The organism is Chloracidobacterium thermophilum B, from assembly GCF_000226295.1.
GTDB lineage: Bacteria > Acidobacteriota > Blastocatellia > Chloracidobacteriales > Chloracidobacteriaceae > Chloracidobacterium > Chloracidobacterium thermophilum.
In genome coordinates this window covers 1,997,963-2,017,755 of the sequence record NC_016024.1, presented here as the reverse complement: position 1 = coordinate 2,017,755, position 19,793 = coordinate 1,997,963, and the positions used below count along the sequence as shown (strand labels likewise).

The window sequence follows — 19,793 nt, the reverse complement described above, 5'->3', positions numbered from 1 at the left end:
TCAGTGGAGCTGGACTGTGCCGGGACATCGTTTCTATGCACCGTCAGAAAACTTTACGGCGACTTCCGTCCAGTTGGCGGAGGATGAAGCGCACCATGCTGTCCATGTTCTGCGCATCAGAGTGGGCGAGGTGGTAACGGTCTTTGATGGGCAGGGGCAGGTGTTTCAGGCGACAGTGACCGAGGCTTCAAAGCGTGGCGTACGGCTGGCGCTGGATGCGCCACTCCCGGCGCTTGGCGAATCCCCACTTGATCTGACCTTGGGTGTGGCGCTGCTCAAGGCGGACAAGTTTGAGTGGGTCATCCAAAAGGCGGTTGAACTTGGCGTCACCCGTATTGTTCCGCTGGTGACGCGCCATGTTGAACCGGGTTTGATTCGTGGCGCTTCAGAAAAACTTGAGCGTTGGTCACGCATCAGTCGTGAAGCCACAAAGCAGTGCGGACGGGGCTACCTGACGCCCATTCTGCCACCGCAGCCGGTTACAGATGTGCTTTTGTCGGGAGGTGTCAAATTCTTTTTCACCGAACGGCAGGGAAATGGTTGGGCTGCGGTCGTCAGCCGGTTTCCGGGTCATCTGCCAACGGTTGTGGCCTTGGTGGGCCCGGAGGGTGGCTGGAGCGAGGACGAGCGGCAATTGGCTGAGGCGCAGGGAGCGCACGGCATCACGCTGGGGCCGCGCATCCTGCGGGCTGAAACGGCTGCTATACTGGCCGTGGGCTTACTCCAGACAACCTTTGGTGATGTTGCAGGTCAGCCGCTATGACCGTCTCCACAAGGCTTGACATCGCTGTGTTTGGTCAGTGCCGGGCGCTGATTGGTCAGCCAACGGCCTCGGTACAGGTCAGCGTACCCACGACGGCAGCCGCGGTCCTCGCTGCGGTCTGCCGGCAGTATCCGCAGCTTGCGCCGTTTGAGGGCAGTTTGCTCGTCGCCGTCAATGAGGAGTATGCACGGCCCGACACCCCCATTCGCGCCGGGGATGACGTGGCCGTTTTCCCACCCATTGCCGGAGGTTGAAAGCCGGGATGATCGAACATCTGGATAATGGCGATCTCGTCGGAATCGTGGCGGAACCTATCGAGACCCAGGCGGTCGTCCGGCAGTTGGTGCGCGAATGTGCCGGCGCGGTCGTGACGTTTGAAGGCGTTGTGCGGGACAACCTGCACGGACGGCGGACGCGCCACCTTGACTATGAAGCCTACATCCCGATGGCGGTGAAGATGCTACGCCGGGTGGCTGCGGAAGCGCATGTCAAGTTTCCTGACATTGACCGTGTGGCACTCATCCACCGCATCGGGCGACTGCATGTTTCGGAGACCAGTGTCCTGGTGGTGGTGACCGCTGCGCACCGAGCCGTGGCGTTTGACGCCTGCCGTTTTGGCATTGACCGCATCAAGACAACCGTGCCCATCTGGAAGCACGAATACTTTGAGGATGGCGACGTGTGGGTGGAAGGCGTTCGCCCATCGCTGCCGTAGGCGTCAGCCACCCCACTCGCCAGTACGGGCAGTTCACTGCCCCTACCACTCGCCATTCGCTACTCACCATTCCCCATTCCTAACCCCGGACAGCTATCTGCTCCAGGTAGAGGGCAATGCGGGCGGCAACCGGACGGCCGTCGGCCCGGGTCGCCGGGCGGAACGTCATGCTGCGCAGGGCCTGATTGACGGCTGCCACCAGTGACGCATCGGCTTCGGGTTCAACGACATCCACACAGCGGGCTTCGCCGGAAGGGGAGATTTCGGCGATGACGAGCATGCCCTCCGGTTGACCGGCCAGACGGGCTGGCAGCGTGTCAAATCCCTTGCCACTGGTGAGGTAGGGGCGTGTGGCGGTTGGGGTGAGGTCGCCGACGAAGCGGTGGTTTGCCTTGTGGGGGACATACACGAGGGCGTAGTCCGGTTCGGTTGTGAGGTAGTGGAGCGGCTGCCAGACCCGGATGGACAGGCTCCCAAACAGGAACGTGGCCACCGCCAGCCCCAGTCCGTAGCCGATGAGCCGGGGGTGTTCGGTCAGCCACAGGGGCCATTTGCCCGGCTGCCGGCGGCGGGTTGCTTCCACGTCAAGCGCCGTCACCATGCGCCGGTGAAGGTGTGCCGGGGGCGTCACTTCGGGCAAGGCAGACAGAAGGGCATCGAGATCGGTGGGTGTATCGTTCGTCATGTGCTTGCCGTTTTCCTTCAAGCCGGAAGGTTGAGTGCCGCGCGGAGCATGGCGCGGCCCCGGGCGATGCGTGATTTGACCGTGCCGACGGAGATTTCCAACGCTGCGGCAATGTCTTCGTAGCTCATGCCACGGATGTCCCGCATGACCACCGCCACCCGGAAGTCAAACTTGAGCCGGGCCAACGCCGCCAGCACCTGCGCCTGACGCTCCCGCCACAGGGCCTGCTGTTCCGGGTCGGCATTGGGGGCAACAAGGGTTTCAGACAGTGACGGCGTCGAAGCTTCGGTTTCGGCATCGAGCGAAACCGTGGCTGTCTGTCGCCGGGCCCGCCACCACCGGCGATGGTTGGCAGCGCGGCGGATGGCAATCCGGTAGAGCCAGGTGCGGATGTCGCAGTCTCCGCGAAAGCTGCCGGCGCCGCGATAGGCGCTGAGGAAGGTTTCCTGCAGGACATCGGCCGCGTCATCGGGGTTGCCCAGCACCCGCAGGAGCAGGTTGTAAAGGGGCTTCTGGTGCGCCGTCACCAGCACTTCAAACGCGGCGTGTGAGCCGGCGCGAATTCCATCCAGCAACTCACCTTCCGCCGTGGAAAGCGGCCGGGCGGTTTCCGATGACCCTGTGGCCACCGTGTCTGCTGGCAGTGAAAGTGGGAGCGGAAGTTCGGAAGCCGATGACATGGAAGCGCTCCAAATGAAGTGCTGGCAGCCAGCCTTGGGTGCAATGCAATGGCGTTGACACCTTTGGGCGCAAAAGGTTCCCGAAAATTGCTGGCGCTGGCACTGGCATCACACCTTCGGCACTGTCAGGTTACGCATCGGCTGTGTGGGTGCTGAACGCCGGAAGCCGGGCGAAGGCTGGTGTCAGTTGGCCTTACAGTGTAGCCAAGATTTTTCTTTTCAAGAATTTAGGTTGTCCATACAAAGCCGCCACAGGTCTGGCACGCCACTTGCCCCAGCTCAAGGGCAGGAACGTCATCACCCACCGCGAGGCTGTACTTCCCGTGATTGCGCTGTTTCGCCGTACCTTCCTCATCCTGCTTGTCCTGCTGGCTGTTCTGAACGTGGATGCCCTGGCGCAGACCGGTTCCGGTTCTGTCCTTCCAACCGGAACGGTGAAGAAGACTTCCGGGAAAGTCTCCGGCAAGAAAACGGTACGGAAAAAGGTCCGCCGCCGGATGATGCGCAACGGTGGGCGGAAAGCCGTACGAAAGGCCACCTTCGGTTCACAGCCGGTTGCCCGAATCCGGTCTGGCAAAACCCCGACGGGCGTTGCCGTGGCGACGCCGAAAGTCACCACCGCCCTGGCTGCGGCTCACCTGACCGGCGAAGCGCCAACGGCGACAACCGAGCAGGTGCAGTATGATCTGGCCGGCTATGTGGCGACGGCAGACGGCACACCGGCCCGGATGTGGCGCAGCCGCGAGTACACGGTACATTCTCCCTACGCCTACGTTGGACGCATGAAGTTCGGTGAGAACTGGGAGCACGTGTGGGTGGAAACTACCGGAAACCTGCTGGCCAGCGCCGTCACGGAAGCTTCGGCCGAACCGATGCCTGACATTGCCCGGATGATGGAGCGTTTTCCTGACGGTGGGTTGGGCGTGGTCATCGCCGGGTGGGATGAGTTTGCCCCGCCGGCCGAGCCGGCCGTTGAAGTTGTGGAGTTTGGCGATCATCAGCCCGGCATAACGCGCTAAGCAAGGCGAAACAGATTCAAGAAAAACTTTTTAGCTTGAACGTAGCCGGCCACAGGCGTGAAGGTGTAATGTAGCGCCGCATCCAGAAATTCTGCTCCGGCCGTTCAAGACCATGCTCCCACACGTTTACCATCTGCACTGGGTCCGGCTGCTCGGCTGGGCACGTTGGGTTTTGCCTGTCCTGTGGCTGGTCATTGCCGGTGGAGGGCTTCCGGCGGCAGCCCAGTCGGGCGTCGTTCTGCCCGGCGATGAAGCCAGGCCCGATCCGACCCGCATCGCCTTGGATGACATGCGGGTGGACATCCGCATTGATCAACAGTTCGCACGGGTGCGCATTGTCCAGATTTATGCCAACCGGACAAATCAGCCGTTGGAAGGGAAGTACATCTTCCGGCTGCCGACGAGTGGAGCCATTGCCGATTTTGCTGTTTGGGATGGTGATGTGCGGATTCCGGGCGTGATGCTCGAACTGCCGCGTGCCCAGGAAGTTTACGCCGAACTCAAACGGCAGGCCATTGATCCGGGGTTGGTCACACAGGAGGACGAAGCCGGTGGGGCCACGGCCTTTACCGTCCGTCTCGTGCCCATTCCGGCTTACGGCACCAAGCGCGTTGAGCTGGAATATGTCGAGGCCGTGCCGGTTGCCGGATTGCGGTCGTTCTTTTCGTTGCCCTTCAAACCTTCCCAGTACGGCCAGCAAGCTGTTGGCAGCCTGTCTATTCGCGTGGACATCACCAGCGGTTTCCCACTGGTGGGATTCCGGCAGCGCGACACGGCTTACCCGCTTCAGGTCACGCCGATGGGCGTCAACCGTGTGGTGGCCGAATATCAGGGCGCAGGCGTGGCGCTGACCCAGGACCTGGCCTTTGACTACGGACTCGATGTGTCCCGCACCAGCGCCAGTCTCATTGCCTATCGTTCGCCGGAGCCGCTGCTGGCCTATGACCTGCGTGATCCCAATCGGACGAAGCCAGATGAGGATGGCTACTTTGAAGTGTCGGCCCTGTTCAACGAGCGGGGGCAACCGGTCAGTGACTTCGGGCGCACGCCAGCGCCGCCACGGTCGGTCGTGGTGATGCTGGATACGTCGCTTTCGATGAACTTTGAAAAGCTCGACCGGGCGTATGAAGCCTGTAGTCTCTTTTTGAAGTCGCTGCGCCCCGAAGACCGCTTCAATCTCGTGCTGTTCAACGACGACGTACAGGCCTTTTCCGAGACACCCCAGACCGGAACGGCAGAAAACACGGCGCGGGCGCTGGATTTCATCCGGCGCAGTTACCTGAGCGGTGGGACGGACTTTGCCAAAGCGCTCCAGCGCGGACTGGCGCTGGCGAAGGCTCTGCCGGGGGATGAGCGCACCCTCATCCTGATTACAGACGGCAATCCGACGCTGACAACCACGCGCGGCAACAAGCTCATCCGGGACTTTGCCGAAGCCAATGCCAGGGGAGGCGCACCGGTGCGGGTCTTTGCCTTTGGCGTGGGCGCGGACGCCAACCGGGAATTTCTCAGTGAACTGGCGCGGGTCAGCCGGGGCGTCAGTGAGTTCGGGCGTGAAACGGACGATCTGACCTTCCGGCTGGATGCCTTCTTTGCCAGGGTCGGGCAGCGTCCGGTTGAGGGTCTCAAGCTGCGCCTGAGTGACCCGGACAATGCCTACGCGGTGTACCCTGCCGAGGAAACAACCGGTTATGACGGCTCGCGGGTCAGCTTCATAGGGCGCTATCGGCGACCGGTGGCGCAGGTGGAATGTACGGTCAGCGGCACCCAGGCTGGCCGGTCAGTCACGGCGACGGCAACCGGGGCCTTGCCGGAACGCGATGCCACACACAGCCACTTGCCCCGGCTGTGGGCGCAGGAACGTATCAGCGCCCTGCTGCGCCGGATGGCGCTCGATGGCGAAGACGAGGCACTCATTGCTGAGGTCATTGCGCTCTCGAAGAAGTACAACATCGTCACACCGTACACGGCTTTTCTGGCCGCGCCACGGGCGCTGCTGCGCCCACGGGTCATCAAGCCGGGTGATCCGGTGCTGCGCGTACGGACAGACGCTTCGATTCGCTCGGTGGTCGCCGTCTTTCCCTTTGGCTTGGTCAAACCGCTGACCTATCTCGCTTCGGAAGATGTGTGGGAAACCCGTTTTCTTGCTCCGAAGACGATGCAGGATGGGCGTTACCGCTGTCGGCTGGTGCTGACCGATGCCCACGGACAGGTCTTCCAGGAGGAAAAAGGTTTTACAATTGACAGCCGTCCGCCGCAGTTGCAGGTGACCACCAAGCCGACGCCGGCCCGCGCCGGTGAGGACATCGAGGTTCTGGTGGCGGCCGATGCCGATACCCGGCGCATTGCCGCGCGGTTGGCCGGTGGGTTGCCCGTACCGGTCAGGTGGGACGCCCAGCGCAAGACAAACGTCGGGGTGTTACGGCTGCCGCCGGGGCTGCCTGCTGGGCGGTACGTCCTGCTTGTGACGGCGGAAGACTTTGCCCACAATGTCGCCAGCCGGGAAGTTCCGCTCGATGTTTTGGGCAACTAGCCAAACCCGTTTGTAAAGCTGGGTGGGACGTTCACGCCGGGCGAACCCGCAGGCCTTACTGGACGAATGCACCGCCGTCCACGGTGAGGCCGACGCCATTGATGAAGGATGCGCCTTCGGAAGCGAGCCACAGGATGGCGTTAGCGACTTCTTCTGGCTTGCCAGCCCGTCCCATGGGGTGGGCGCGGAGATACTTGGCCAGCAGGTCGGGCGGAATGTGCTCGCCAGTCGTCATTGGCGTTTCAATGATGGACGGGCACACGGCATTGATGCGGATGTTGGACTTGGCATACTCCAGCGCCGCCGTCTTGGTCAGACCGAGTACGGCATGCTTGCTGGCGGCATAGGGAGCAAAGCCCGAAAAGCCCACGAGTCCTGCCAGTGAAGCGACATTGACGATCCGCCCGCCGCCCTGTTTGAGCATTTGGCGGATTTCGTACTTCATACACAAAAAGACACCGCGCAGGTTGATGTTCAGCACCTGGTCGAAGCGGTCTTCGTCGGTGTCGTGCAGGGGGGCCGGTGCGCCCAGAATGCCGGCATTGTTGACGGCAACATCCAGGCTGCCGAAGGCGTGTACGGCGGTTTTGACCAGATCGGCGACGGCGACGGCGTCAGTGACATCCACGACGGCAGACATGGCCTGCCCGCCGGCGGCTTCAATCCGGGACACCGTTTCGGCGCTGCCTTCGGCCTGCCGGTCAGCCACAAGCACCTTAGCGCCAGCCGCCGCAAAAGCCAAGGCCGTGGCCCGCCCAATGCCGGATGCCGCGCCTGTAACGAGAACAGAGGTGTTGTAAAATGTCTGCATCATCGTGGGAGATTGGTCTGGAGGTGAATAACCGCAAGTTGATTTTTAGAAGCTTGTGCTTCGGCAACGACTCGGCAAAACGGGTGAACCTTTTGGTGTCTTCCGGCGTCCTGAAAAGATGCCGGCGTTTCTGCGCAGGGCAGGTTCTAACCAGCACCCACGGTCAGCACCTATGGGTGGTGGGCTTCCAGGTTGTTGATGAAAGGGGGAATCCGCTATGCAAGTCAAGTCGCTGACATTCACATTTCCACAACTGCCTGAGATCACGTGGCCGAAGGAAGCTTTCCAGCGTGCCATCGAGTTTATTGAAAACACTTATCATCGTATCTTTGGGTGCTGGCACACGAATATGAGCCGCCCCTTCACAATTGACCAAGAGACCTACCGGATGTGCCTCAACTGTGGCGCGCACCGGGCCTTCGACACCCAGCAGTGGAAGATGGTTGGACCCTACTACGTCCGGCGTCCTTCCACCAAAACCATCTACCGTCCGACATTGGCACCGGTCAGATCGCCAGCCGTGACAACGGTCGATCAGCTACCTGCCAGTCGCCGTCATCTGCGGCGCGCGGCCTGAGACAACAGCTTGCCGCCACCAGGTGGCAAACCACTAAGCACCGACCTAACCGGTCGGTGCTTTTTGCTTGGTGGGCTTTTGCCTGAGCGTTGGCTTTTGGGTGGCGTTTGGGGCCGGCCGTTCGATTGGGCTATCGTTTTGACGTGCAGCCCCGGCTGTCTGCCAGAGAAGTGCTGGGGGAAACTTCGTAACCAGGTACAGGCTGTCATGCTCATTCGCCAGAAAGCGTGTCGGAGTGGATGGTGGTTGTGGGTTGGGGTGTGTTGGTTTGCCTTGGGGACAACGCCGGTACTCGCCTGGAACCAGGCCGGGCATGCCACTGTCGCTGCAATTGCTTATGGACAGTTGCAGCCCCGCGCCCGGGTGCGGGTGGCGGCGATTCTCAGGCAACACCCGGAATATGCCGAGTGGACGCGGGACGTACTGCCCGAACAGGCTCCCTTCATTGCCTTCCTGAGTGCTTCCTACTGGGTGGATGACATCAAATTTGACCAGCGGCAGGGCTTTTCCGACCGCGAGCCGCCGCCGAGCACCCATCCGGCATACCCGGACATGCGGGTTCACGGGACATGGCACTACGTCAACCGTCCGCTGGCAGCGCCGGGTGTCACCATTCCGCCCGACTTTCAGATCGTCGCCCCGGATGGCGGCGCGCTGGGGAAAATCGTCGAAATCGAAGACATCCTGCGGCATAGCCCCCCTGACAGTCCCCGGCAAGCCTACTATCTGGCCTGGCTGATTCACCTGGTAGGGGATGTCCATCAGCCACTCCATACGGTGGCGCGTTGCTCAAAAAACAATCCCCAGGGAGACCAGGGGGGCAACCTGTTCATCGTGCGTCCCACGGCCGGGACGCCGCTGGATGGGCCGCGCAAGCCCAACCTGCATGCGTTCTGGGACAATGCCGCCCTCGACACCTTTTCCCTCCCGGCAATCCAGGCACTGGCGCAGGAACTCAGCCGGAAGCGTCCGTCACGGCAGCAGATCGCTGCGCCGCCGGTACGCTGGCTGGATGAAAGTACCCAACTGGCGCGGGACCTTGTCTATCAAGCCGGACAGGACGACACCCCGGAGCCGCCGGTGCTTTCCGACGCCTACAAGTCCAGAGCGCATACTGCGGCCCGGGAACGGGTACGCCTGGCCGGCTTTCGGCTGGCGGCTCTGCTCAACCAGCTCTATGACCGTCCCTGACGTCCTGCCCTCGCTGCCGCCGCCGCGCAAGCGGTTCGGTCAGCATTTTCTGCGTGACAGACACCTTCTGGCCCGCATCGTCGCGGCAGCGGAAGTCGGCCCGGATGACCTGGTGGTGGAAATCGGACCCGGACGCGGGGCCCTGACGGAAGTGCTGCTGGAGCGGGCGGCTGGCGTCATCGCCTTTGAACTTGATCGCGATCTGGCGGCCTGGCTGTCTGTGCGGTTTGCCGACCGGCGCTGGCGTCTGCACGTCGGCGATGTTCTGGAGGCTGACCTGGCGGCCTGTGTGACCGAAGCCGGTGCAGCGTGGGGTCTCACTTCAGCACCCGTCAAGGTCGTGGCCAATGTGCCTTACAACCTTTCAACGCCAATCGTAGAGAAGCTGCTGGCCGCGCGTCACCTCTGGACGGACATTGTGCTCATGCTCCAGCGGGAAGTCGTGTGGCGGCTGGCGGCCGCGCCTGGCACGAAAGACTATGGTTATTTTTCCGTCGTGGTGCAGGCGGCCTGTGAAGTGACACGGTTGTTTGACGTTCCGCCGGGCGCTTTTCACCCGCCGCCAAAGGTGATGTCGTCGGTTGTCCGCCTGACACCGCGCCCGGTGGCCATCATGCCGCCGGAGTTGATGCCGTATTTCTGCCGGGTCGTCAGTGTTGCTTTTGAGCAGCGGCGCAAAATGCTGGGTGGAAGTTTGATGCGGCTTGGCCTCTCACGTACAGACTTGCTGGAAGGACTTGCCCGGGCCGGCATTGCGCCGGAGAGACGCCCGGAAACGCTTTCTGTCGAGACGTTCGTGCGTATAGCACAGGAGCTGGCGGCAAGGCTGCCGTCTGCTGGCACATCGCAGGAGGGGGCTTGACGGCAGGACGCGGCTTGGATAATTTGCACGTTGCGAGCCAACTTTGTGTTGGTTCGGACTTGTGGGGGTATAGCTCAGCTGGGAGAGCGCTGCAATGGCATTGCAGAGGTCAGCGGTTCGAACCCGCTTACCTCCACCAATCAAGAAAGGCAAGTGAGTTGACTGCTCGCTTGCCTTTTTTCGTGCCCGAATCTTTGCTGCATCAAAGTGGTTCGGTCCAAAACCATTTCTGGTTGTGGACAGACATGCAGTAGTTTCACGCCGAGCCGCGCGGTCGCGGAGACCGTTTAGTGGCGCGGCGTCATTTTCTCAGTGTGACGGACTGGGTTGTTGTCTCACCATGCCCTATGAAGACCTGCGCGAGTTTATCCGGGATTTGGAGCAGGCCGGGGAACTCAAGCGCATCAAAACACCAGTGTCCTGCCACCTCGAAATTACCGAAATCACGGACCGCATATCGAAGGTCGGTGGGCCGGCGCTGCTGTTCGAGAACGTCGAGGAGTCGCCCATTCCAGTGCTCATCAATGCCCTCGGCAGCCGGCGGCGGATGCTTATGGCTTTGGGAGTCGAGAGCTACGCCGACATTGCCGGACGCCTCAACGAGATTCTGGATTTCAAATCGCCACAGGGCATTCTGGAAAAGGTCAAGCTGTTGCCGAAGTTTGCTGAACTGGGGGCGGTTTTTCCAAAACGGGTGAAGCGTGGGCCATGTCAGGAAATCGTGTTGCAGGAAGGCGAGTTCGACCTGCGCCGCCTGCCCGTGCTCCAGTGCTGGCCCGAAGACGGCGGCCGCTTCATCACCTTCCCACTGGTGTTTACGTCCCACCCCGTCACAGGACGGCGCAACGTCGGGATGTACCGCATGCAACTGTACGACGCCTGTACGACCGGCATGCACTGGCAGATTCACAAGCATGGCGCTTCGCACTGGCGCACGGCGCTGGAGCGCGGTGAACGCATGCCCGTGGCTGTGGCCATTGGCGGCGACCCCATTCTGACCTTTGCTGCCATTTTCCCGTTGCCGGATGATGTGGATGAAATGCTGCTGGCCGGTTTCCTGCGCGGAAAGCCGGTGCCGATGGTCAAGTGCCTGACAAATGATCTGGAAGTCCCGGCCACGGCGGAAATCGTTCTGGAAGGCTACGTTGACCCGCAGGAACTCCGTACTGAAGGGCCCTTTGGCGATCACACCGGCTTTTACACGGAGGCAGACAACTATCCCGTCTTTCACGTCACCTGTGTCACCCACCGCCGCAGTCCGATTTACCAGACGACGATTGTCGGACGGCCGCCGATGGAAGACTGCTGGATGGGGGAAGCCGTCGGCGAGATTGCCAAGCCGGTGCTGCGTCGGCAGTTCCCGGAAATCGTGGACATGCACCTGCCCTTTGAGGGCGTGTTTCACAACCTGGCAATTGTTTCCATCAAGAAGGCCTATCCGGGGCACGCCCGCAAAATCATGAATGCCCTGTGGGGAACCGGGCAGCTTATGTTTACGAAGGTTGTCATCGTGGTGGACGACGATGTGCCGGTTCAGGACCCGAGCTATGTGGCGTGGTACGTCCTCAACAACATTGACCCGGAGCGTGACATCCAGTTTACCCTCGGCCCGGTGGACGCCCTCGACCATGCTTCCCGGTTGCCGGCCTACGGCTCGAAGATGGGCATTGACGCCACACGCAAGTGGCCGAGTGAGGGCTTTACCCGCCCCTGGCCGCGGGAAAACCGTATGACGGCCGAGATTCAGCGCAAGGTGGATGAAAAATGGCGCACGCTTTTTGGGAAGTAGCCCGGCGTCCGGTGCCGTGGCTGCTTGCCGTTCTGGTGAGTTGCCTGACAACTTGGGCGGCTCCGGCCGATGACCCGCTGGATGTTCTCGACTACCAGATTGATGCCGAGATCATTCCCGCCACGCAAACCTTTGTCGCCCGCGCCAAAGTCAGGATGGATACCCGGCGCCCTGTGCAGTCGGTCGTGTTTGAATTCAATGGAGCGCTGGAAGTCCGGCGCGTTCTGGATGAGAACCTGCAGCCGCTTCAGTTTACCCAGGACCGGCTCCGCGATCTCGATCTGCGGATTGCGCTCCCACGGGCAACCACACCCGGTACACCGTTCGTCGTCATTGTCGAGTATGCCGGGCAGCTTTTGTCGGCCGAAGGCGGCGTCCTGACCAGCAAGCGCCTGGCCTACGTTGGTCAGGACGGGGCGAGTTATCTGCTCTACGGCGGACGCTGGTTCCCCTTCCACGGCTATGCGGCCGATACGGCAACCTTTACGCTGAACCTGACCGTTCCCGATGGATTGACGGTAGTGGGTTACGGATTTCAGGCGAAACAGCCGGTGACAGGGCCGGGAGTGCCGTCCCTGGAACCGGAGCGGCGTCCCGCTCCGGCGCCGGCCACACCGCGTCCGTCCCCGCGCCCATCACCGCGGCCGCGCCCACGGCGGCCGTCAAATGCCTTTTTGCCGTCCCTTCCGGTTGCCATGCGCGGAGCCGATGTGCCACAAGCCGCGCCGACATTGCCCGCCGGGACGGGGCCGCGCACCCGCTGGTCGTTTGCTTCGGCCAAAAGTGTCCTGTTCGGGAATCTGGCCGTCGGTCGCTACCAGGTGCAGACCCGGCAGCAGGGAGAGACGGAAATCCGGGTGTATGTCCGTCCCGGTAATGAAGCCCGTGCTGCCGAGTATGCCGACATCGCTGTGCAGGCGCTTGAGCGTTACGAACGGAGCTTCGGCCCCTATGCTTTCGGGCCTACACTGGCGATGGCGGAAATTGACGACGAAAGTCTGGAGAGTTCCACCAGCGCCGGTGTAACCCTGCTGGCTTCCCGGCTGTTTCGGACCCGTGAGCTGCCCCGTGAACTGCTCTGCCGCGAAGTGGCGTTCCAGTGGTGGGGGCAGGGCGTCGTGCTCAAATCGTTTGACGACGCCTGGCTTTCCCAGGGATTGGCCACCTACGCCTACCTGCTGGTTGAGGAAACCCGGCGCAACAACGCGGAATTCCGCGAACTGGTCCGCGATTTTTTGGAACGCGCGCTGGCGTTTGAATCACAGTCGTCGCTGCGGCGCGCACCGGCGGAACTCGATGACCAGTCGGCGGCTTATCGCTCGATTATGTTTTACAAGGGGGCGTTTGTCTTTCGGATGCTGCGCGTCCTGTTGGGTGATGAAACGTTCTTCCGGTTGCTGGCAACCTGTTACACCCAGTATCTCGGCCGGAACATCAGCCTGAGCGATTTTGAAAACCTTGCCACGCAGACGGCCGGACAGGACCTGCGCTGGTTCTTTGCCCTGTGGGTGGATTCGACGGGTGTTCCCGAATTCGTCCCTGATTACAAGATTCTGCGGATTCCGGGCGGCACCTACCGCATGCGCGGTACGCTTGAACAAAAGCTGGAAGGCTTTCGCATGCCGGTTGAGGTGACACTGGAGACCAAGGGCAGCGCGGAACGGGCCACGCTCCAGTTTGACGGACGGGAAGCCAGCTTCAGTCTGACCTCCACTTCTGAGCCGCGTGACCTGTTGATTGACCCGGATGTGAAGATTCTCCGCACTTCTGATGAACTGCGCGTGGCGGTTGTTGTGCGGCGTGGCATCCAGCACATCGAAGATGGCGAGCTGGCCGAAGCCCAGCAGCAGTTCGAGGCGGCGATTCGCGTCAATCGCCGCAGCAGTTGGGCATGGTACAATCTTGGCCTGCTGTATCTAAGCCAGCGAAACTATGAAAAAGCCCGCGATGCCTTTGATGAGGCGCTTGATGGCGATTTGCGTCCACGGTGGGTTGAGTCATGGGCAGCGCTCAAGAAGGGCAATGCGTACGATGCGCTGGGACAGCGCGACCGTGCCGTGGCCGAGTACAAGAAGGTCATTGAAGACGGTGATGACGCGGCTGCCCGTCAGCAGGCCCAGCAGTATCTTGAACGGCCGTTCCGCCCCGAACCATAGAAGCTCCGGTTTGTTCTGAAGTCCCTATGGTCTCGAAATCGGCTGCACTCAAAATCGGCGTCCTACTCGGCTGTATTCTGCTGGCCGGCTTGGTGTGGTGGGTCTGGCAACGGCAGGTGGACGAACTGCGCACCTACGCCCCAGACCTGTCGCAGGTGGCTTATGTGGGATCGGAAAGCTGCCGGGCCTGTCACCAGGACCAGTTTGCCCACTGGTCACAATCGCATCACCACAAAATGACGCAACCGGCGACCCCGGAAACTGTGGTGGGTGATTTCAACAACGCCACCTACACCTATCAGGGGGTTACTTCGCGGATGTTCCGGCAGGGTGATGAATTTTTCATGGAAACGCTCGATCCGAGCGGCCGCATGGGCGTGGCAAAAATCGTTCGCACCATCGGGTCGCGTCGTTTCCAGCAGTATGTCACCCAAGTCGGGACAACCTTTTACCGCCTGCCTATTGCCTGGAACATCGAGAAAAAATACTGGTTCAACCTGCAGGGGCTGTTTCTGCACCCGGATTTGCCCGATTTCAGCCGCCACACCAGTGTGTGGAACAACAACTGCATCTTTTGCCACAACGTCAAGGGCAGGCCCGGCATGGACCTGAAAACCGGGCAGTTTACCAACACCAGTGTCGAGGAACTGGGCATCGGCTGCGAAGCGTGCCACGGCCCCGGAAAGCTGCACGTTGAAAAAAATCAGTCCTTTGGCTGGACCTGGCTACGCCGGCAGGCACGGGCAGATGATCCGACGATTGTCAACCAGGCGAAGCGGGACAAGCACACCAACACCCAGGTGTGCGGTCACTGCCATGGGCAACGGCTGCCCGTCGAGATCAACAACATCCGGGAAATTATGGCCAAAGGCGATCCCTACACGCCCGGTGAGGATTTGTCGAAATACTACCGCCCGCTGGACATCACAGCCAAAGTCGGCAACTACAGTTTTGCACCACGTTTCTATCCCGACGGCACGCCGCGCCTGACAGCTTACGAGTATCAGGGGCTGCTGATGAGCAAGTGCCACACCGAAGGCAACATGACCTGTGTGAGCTGCCACGATGTTCACAAAGGACGCCAGCAATCCCTGATGCACGATGAGATGCGGGGGAACAAGTCCTGTACCCAGTGCCATGCCAGCATTGCCGCCAACCTTGAAGCCCACACGCATCACCGGGCCGACAGCAGCGGCAGCGCCTGCTACGAATGCCACCGGCCGCGTATTTCCTTTGGGTTGCTCACTGCCAAACGAACCCACCGCATTCTGAACCCTGAGCCGGACAAGAGCCTTTCGACCAACATGCCGAACGGGTGCAACATGTGTCATCCGGGCGAAAGTGCCGACTGGGCGGCGCGCTACATGACGCAGTGGTACGGGTCCCGGTATGCGCTCTCTGCCGCAAATGCGGCACGCCCGGAAGCCAGGATTGCGGAAATCGTACGGGAACTCTTCAGCCGTGACCCCTCGGCGCGGATCACGGCTGCGTGGGCTTTGGGAACGAGCGGTGCTGATGGGCGCGCCCGTGATCGCAAATGGGCGATTCCTTTTCTCATTGAGGCGCTGCGCGACCGCTATCCGGCCGTCCGGTACTTCGCCTACGATGCCCTGCGCAGTGTTTCAGGGGAAGACTTCGGATTCTTTTACCTGGCCGATGAACGTGATCGGGAGGCGGTCATTGCGCGGTACGCCGCGTGGTGGCGGACCTTGCCCAAAGGGGCGGACTGGGTTCGCCCGGCCAGCGTACCCCTTGATACCAACTGGCAGATTCCAGCCGCCCGACTCGCGGCTTTCCGCGCTGAACTGGGCAAAACCGAGGCCATTGACATTGGCGAGTAGGCGTTGGACTGGCTATGCCTCAGTGGGAAGCCGACGAAAACCTGTGATTTCGAGGAAGCCAAGGGCAAGGTTGACCAGCCCGATGCCAGTGACCGCGCCGCGCACGTAACCGCTCTGGACAATGGCCGCAAGCTGACTGCCTGGGAAACGGGCCGTCAACCAGAACAGAAAGAAGTTGTTTTCCCAGTAGTTCGTCCACGGGATGATGGCCAGCAGCAGCCCAACCTCAAAACACAGGGCAATGAAGAGAATGGCGGTCAGCTTGACGGACACGGGGCAAAGGCGTCAGGTGTGTGGGGGTAGTGTTTGACCGTCAATGTTTGACACGTCGCCGGAGTTCAGCGAGTTTCTCGGCGACTTCGCGGTAGTTGATGTCCACAGCATAGACCATTTCAAAGACTTCGAGGGCTTGGTCGTAGCGTCCCATCTGCTCATAGGCCAGCCCCAGATCATACCGCATCGCCTGGTATTCATCTTCTGTCCGGCCGGGGGCTTCGACGCCACGCTTGAACCACACCGTGGCCAGTTGTGGTTCGTTTTTGGCCATAAAGCACAGCCCCAGCATGTTACAGACTTGGAAGTAGTGGGGGTCAGGAGAGTTAGGGTCGGTGCCGCGAAAAGCGGTCTGGAACTCCTCGATAGCCTCATCAAAGAGGTCCATGTCCTTGTAAGCCAAACCGAGGTTGTAGTGGGTTTCAAAGTCTGGCGTGGCCTCGGTATCCACTTCCACACTTTGCTTGAATTCGTCAAAGACATCCTGAAGCCCGGACTCGCCCAAAAAGAGCGGACCGGTCGGCGTCTTGTCGGTTGCAGCTTCGGGTTTGGTTGACAGATTGGTGACGGCCGGTGCATCGAAGTGGCCCATTTCGAGTTCTTCGAGAGCCTTTTCGAGTTCGCTCACCAGTCCGTTCATCAGCGACCCGATGGATTCCGGTTTGGAGACGGGAACTTCGGCAGGCGCATCCGTCGGAACGGCCAGGCTCTTCAGTGTTGGCTCGGACGCCTTGGGCTGCACGGGGGCCTGAACTTTGGCGAGAAGGGCAAGAATTTCAGGGTGGTTGGGGAAGTCCAAACTCAGCTTGGTCAGATTGTCGCGGGCAATGTCATAGAACCCCTGCTCAATGTAAAAGTTCACGCCCTCCAACTGCTCACGCAATTTTTCTTCTGTCATGGAGACAGAAACTTCGCCGGGTTGATCCTTGCGCAGGTCAAAGGTTGGAACCTGAACCGTGAATGGTTCTTCCGGCGGCTGCGTTGCCGGAAAATGGGCTGGGCCGGAATAAATCGCGTCAGTCGGAATGACGAAGCCATCGCCGCTCGTGTAGCCAAAATCACTGCCGGCCGGACTGCTGGTGCTGGACGGGGCTGAGGCGGCGAAGGGGGCCGGTGCCGGGGCCTGTACCTCGCCGCTGATGTCTATCTCGACTTCATCCCCACCTGATGGCGGTGGTGAACTGACAGTTGCGGATGACAGGTCAAAGCTCCCTCCGGCTGGGATGGAACCGGCTGCCTGCTGGGCTTCCTGCTGGAAACGTTGGCTTTGGGCGTAATCCCCCTGTTGGGCATACAGTGAGGCGAGGACTGTCGCCTGTTGGGCAGCTTCCTGTGGCTGTCCGATGTCGGTGTAAAGCTGTTTGAGAAGCAGCCGCAGCTCAATGCTGTGTGGTGCCTGCTGGACGGCTTCGTGAAGCAGGTGGATAGCCTGATCCGGCATACCCAGGTTGGCAAAACGCTCGGCATCGCCTTTGAGCCGCCGCGCCTCTTCCGGGAGCACCTCAGTTGCGGGTGGGACATAGCCGCCGACCGGCGGTGGAGGCGTGCCAAATGGCCCGAAGCTGCCGCCCGGAGTCCCCATGCCGCTGCTGCCCTGCACGCCAAAACCGCCGCTTTGCATGCCGTTGAACCCGCTTTCAAAGCCGGTTCCCGGCGCTTGTGGGGTAAAGTTTCCCGAAGCTGGCGAAGTAAAGTCCGTCCAACCACCAGTCGTCCCACCAAAGCCAAAGCCAGGTGCTCCAGACGGATGGTAGGCCAGTGTTTCTTGGGGTTGAAAACCTGACCCGGAGGTGTAGCCAAAGTCGTTCGCTGGTCCGGCGGTTGGTGTAAGGGGTTGATTTACCGTCGGAATATCAACGAACTCCACGCGCTGTCCAACGCCACCGGCGTACACCGGAGCGTTGATCAAACGGTCCCGTTCAGCGATGGTCGGGCTGACCGTGCTCGTGAAGCCCCAGGCCTGCATCAGTTCCAGATGGGCTGGCTCATTCGGCTCCAGTTCAATGAGTTCCCTAAGTGCCTGTTCGGCGATGTCGCGCTTGTGATGGTGCCGAGCTGCATGGGCCAAGGCTTTGAGTGCTCCCAACAGCTCATTGCTTTCGCCGAGTCGCTTGTAGAGCAGCACCAGACACTGATGAGCCGCAACGTGATATGGCTCAGTTTCAAGAATGGATTTGAGCAGTTCCACGCCGCGCGTTTCCTGCCGCCGGGTGACCATCGGCTCAACGCACTGCTCGATCAGGCTTACAGCCCGGTCGTGATAACCGCGTTCGGCGAATTTCTGGGCCAGTGTCAAAACGTATTCAAAGCGGGTTTTATCCACTTTGAGGAGCTTGAGCAGCGCTTTTTCAGCCTCTTCCAGCAACTCGGCCTGAAGGTAGATGCGTCCGCTGAGGATGAGCAGGTCGGTGTCGTCCGGGCGTTGTCGCACCACCTTGTCGAGCAGCTCAACCGCCCGGCCGGGATCACCCTGCTTGATGTAAATCGTAGCCAGAGAGTTGAGGGCAGGGGTGCTCATGGGGTTGAGTTCGAGGACGCGCTGGAAAACCTGCTGGGCTTCAGCCAAGCTGGATTTGCGAATAAGCTGTGAGCCGGCTGCAATGTAGGCCTCAATCGCCTTCTCCGTCATACCTTCCCGCTGGTAATTCTCGGCAAGGCGCAACCGGGCAGGGACATTTTCGGGATCGAGATCGGCAACGCGCTGCAAGAGTTCAAGCGCCTGCTGACTGCGGCCATTTTTGGTGTAGTAATCGGCCAGTTCAAGGTACTGCTTGCGCGCTTCGACAATCAGATTCTGGCGAATGTACAGTTCCGCCAGCTTCAGCGCGACATCGGCGTTACCGGGAGCCAGTTTGTAGATTTTCTTGTACACCGCAATTGCCCGCGGCGTGTGCCCATCGCGCAGCGTCGCTTCAGCCAACTTGACAAAGGTGATAATGGCATCGTCATTCCGCCCGTCCCGGACATACAAATCGCCAAGAATGTTGAGCAAATTGGTGTCGCCCGGATTCGATGCGACCAGGTTTTCATACTCCTTGATCGCAAGCTTGACTTTGCCTTGTTGAACGAGCTTCTCGGCTTTTCGTAAATCGTTGGCTTTTGTATAGGACATGGCGTGGCTCCCGTCGCGGTAAACGCCGCTGAAAGATATTGCGACGATAGAAGCTCAAGGCTGATAGGTGGGTGACGGTATCACAAAGAATATACCGTGTCAAACGCCGGAAAGTTGGGGGTGATCTATTCTAACTTGTCTGGAATCAAAAAGTTAAGGATTGGTTTCAGGGGAGGCGGGGACGACGCCCCGAAAGGTCAGCCGGTGAACGGGGCTGGGGCCACAACGGCGAAGTTGCTGCTGATGGTAGGCCGTCCCATACCCTTTATGACGTGAAAAACCATACATGGGGTATTGGGCATCAAGCTTCTCCATGAGCCGGTCACGGTACACCTTGGCGATGATGGAAGCGGCGGCAATCGAGACGGAGCGCGCGTCGCCCTGCACGACCGACTGTTGAGGGATGGGGACGTTCGGAAGGGAGAGGGCGTCGAGGAGCAGTACATCCGGTCGGGAAGACAGCGCCGCCAGCGCCTGCTGCATGGCCTGCCGGGTGGCTTCCAGGATGTTGATGCGGTCAATGACCGCCGCCTCCACGACACCGATGCCGATGCCATAGGCCGCGGCTTCGATCCGGGGGACAAGCCGTTCCCGTTGCGCTGGCGTCAGTTGCTTGGAATCCTGAAGCCCGGCCGGGATGGTCTCCGGGTTGAGCACCACGGCCGCGGCGACGACAGGGCCGGCCCAGGCGCCACGCCCGGCTTCGTCCACACCGGCAATATGGTTCAGTCCCCTGGCCCAGTAGGGCGCTTCAAACTCAGTGGTCGGGTACGCCCGGTGTGCCAT

At 60.8% G+C, this 19,793-nt stretch carries 17 protein-coding genes and 1 tRNA gene; 12 read left to right on the top strand and 6 right to left on the bottom strand.

Annotation, left to right across the window (positions count from 1 at the left end):
* The first annotated feature begins 16 nt into the window (after positions 1-16).
* The 3 genes from CABTHER_RS08275 to CABTHER_RS08265 are packed head-to-tail and all read left to right on the top strand — an operon-like array spanning position 17 to position 1,478.
* On the top strand, positions 17-763 hold the full coding sequence (locus CABTHER_RS08275; protein WP_014100171.1) for a 16S rRNA (uracil(1498)-N(3))-methyltransferase: 747 nt from the start codon (positions 17-19) through the stop codon (positions 761-763).
* Positions 760-1,017, top strand: coding sequence for a MoaD/ThiS family protein (locus CABTHER_RS08270; protein WP_014100170.1), 258 nt, complete (start codon positions 760-762; stop codon positions 1,015-1,017). Before CABTHER_RS08275 ends, CABTHER_RS08270 begins: the two co-directional genes overlap by 4 nt.
* Positions 1,018-1,025: 8 nt before the next feature.
* On the top strand, positions 1,026-1,478 hold the full coding sequence (locus tag CABTHER_RS08265; protein WP_014100169.1) for a molybdenum cofactor biosynthesis protein MoaE: 453 nt from the start codon (positions 1,026-1,028) through the stop codon (positions 1,476-1,478).
* A 79-nt stretch (positions 1,479-1,557) separates the two neighbouring features.
* Here the strand turns inward: CABTHER_RS08265 and CABTHER_RS08260 are convergent, their stop codons facing one another.
* Positions 1,558-2,163: an energy transducer TonB gene (locus CABTHER_RS08260; protein WP_041569164.1), complete on the bottom strand. Its 606-nt coding sequence runs from the start codon at positions 2,161-2,163 to the stop codon at positions 1,558-1,560.
* A gap of 17 nt (positions 2,164-2,180) precedes the next feature.
* A complete protein-coding gene (locus CABTHER_RS08255; RefSeq protein WP_014100167.1) occupies positions 2,181-2,843 on the bottom strand; it encodes an RNA polymerase sigma factor in 663 nt (220 codons plus the stop codon).
* A gap of 269 nt (positions 2,844-3,112) precedes the next feature.
* Here CABTHER_RS08255 and CABTHER_RS08250 point away from each other — a divergent pair, with 269 nt between their 5' ends.
* Together CABTHER_RS08250 and CABTHER_RS08245 are read left to right on the top strand one after the other, a co-directional pair.
* Entirely contained in the window at positions 3,113-3,862 is a 750-nt protein-coding gene (locus tag CABTHER_RS08250; RefSeq protein ID WP_148263993.1) for a hypothetical protein, read from the top strand.
* Positions 3,863-3,974: 112 nt separating this feature from the next.
* Positions 3,975-6,395 carry a VIT and vWA domain-containing protein gene (locus tag CABTHER_RS08245; RefSeq protein WP_014100165.1) on the top strand — a complete coding sequence of 807 codons (2,421 nt, stop codon included), beginning with the start codon at positions 3,975-3,977 and terminating at the stop codon, positions 6,393-6,395.
* A 55-nt stretch (positions 6,396-6,450) separates the two neighbouring features.
* Here the strand turns inward: CABTHER_RS08245 and CABTHER_RS08240 are convergent, their stop codons facing one another.
* Positions 6,451-7,209 (bottom strand): glucose 1-dehydrogenase, encoded by a 759-nt coding sequence (locus tag CABTHER_RS08240; protein ID WP_014100164.1) that lies wholly within the window; start codon positions 7,207-7,209, stop codon positions 6,451-6,453.
* Positions 7,210-7,423: 214 nt separating this feature from the next.
* On the opposite strand from CABTHER_RS08240, the gene CABTHER_RS17445 reads away from it, so the two are divergent.
* The 7 genes from CABTHER_RS17445 to CABTHER_RS08205 all read left to right on the top strand — a co-directional run bounded on the left by CABTHER_RS17445 (position 7,424) and on the right by CABTHER_RS08205 (position 15,622).
* Positions 7,424-7,783: a hypothetical protein gene (locus CABTHER_RS17445; RefSeq protein ID WP_014100163.1), complete on the top strand. Its 360-nt coding sequence runs from the start codon at positions 7,424-7,426 to the stop codon at positions 7,781-7,783.
* Between the two features lie 207 nt (positions 7,784-7,990).
* Positions 7,991-8,974, top strand: a complete 984-nt coding sequence (locus CABTHER_RS08230) for a S1/P1 nuclease (protein ID WP_041569163.1) — start codon at positions 7,991-7,993, stop codon at positions 8,972-8,974.
* A complete protein-coding gene (gene rsmA, locus CABTHER_RS08225) occupies positions 8,961-9,836 on the top strand; it encodes a 16S rRNA (adenine(1518)-N(6)/adenine(1519)-N(6))-dimethyltransferase RsmA (protein WP_014100161.1) in 876 nt (291 codons plus the stop codon). Before CABTHER_RS08230 ends, rsmA begins: the two co-directional genes overlap by 14 nt.
* A gap of 63 nt (positions 9,837-9,899) precedes the next feature.
* A tRNA-Ala gene (locus CABTHER_RS08220) sits at positions 9,900-9,975 on the top strand.
* A 201-nt stretch (positions 9,976-10,176) separates the two neighbouring features.
* On the top strand, positions 10,177-11,625 hold the full coding sequence (locus CABTHER_RS08215) for a menaquinone biosynthesis decarboxylase (RefSeq protein WP_014100160.1): 1,449 nt from the start codon (positions 10,177-10,179) through the stop codon (positions 11,623-11,625).
* Complete coding sequence (locus CABTHER_RS08210; protein ID WP_014100159.1) at positions 11,601-13,781, top strand: M1 family metallopeptidase; 2,181 nt, start codon at positions 11,601-11,603, stop codon at positions 13,779-13,781. Before CABTHER_RS08215 ends, CABTHER_RS08210 begins: the two co-directional genes overlap by 25 nt.
* A gap of 26 nt (positions 13,782-13,807) precedes the next feature.
* A complete protein-coding gene (locus CABTHER_RS08205; RefSeq protein ID WP_014100158.1) occupies positions 13,808-15,622 on the top strand; it encodes a multiheme c-type cytochrome in 1,815 nt (604 codons plus the stop codon).
* A 12-nt stretch (positions 15,623-15,634) separates the two neighbouring features.
* Here CABTHER_RS08205 and CABTHER_RS08200 read toward each other — a convergent pair whose 3' ends face one another.
* The 3 genes from CABTHER_RS08200 to CABTHER_RS08190 form a co-directional block, all read right to left on the bottom strand.
* Positions 15,635-15,895: a hypothetical protein gene (locus CABTHER_RS08200; protein WP_014100157.1), complete on the bottom strand. Its 261-nt coding sequence runs from the start codon at positions 15,893-15,895 to the stop codon at positions 15,635-15,637.
* A gap of 40 nt (positions 15,896-15,935) precedes the next feature.
* Complete coding sequence (locus tag CABTHER_RS08195) at positions 15,936-19,007, bottom strand: tetratricopeptide repeat protein (protein ID WP_014100156.1); 3,072 nt, start codon at positions 19,005-19,007, stop codon at positions 15,936-15,938.
* 153 nt (positions 19,008-19,160) lie between these two features.
* Positions 19,161-19,793 carry a ribonuclease HII gene (locus CABTHER_RS08190; RefSeq protein WP_014100155.1) on the bottom strand — a complete coding sequence of 211 codons (633 nt, stop codon included), beginning with the start codon at positions 19,791-19,793 and terminating at the stop codon, positions 19,161-19,163.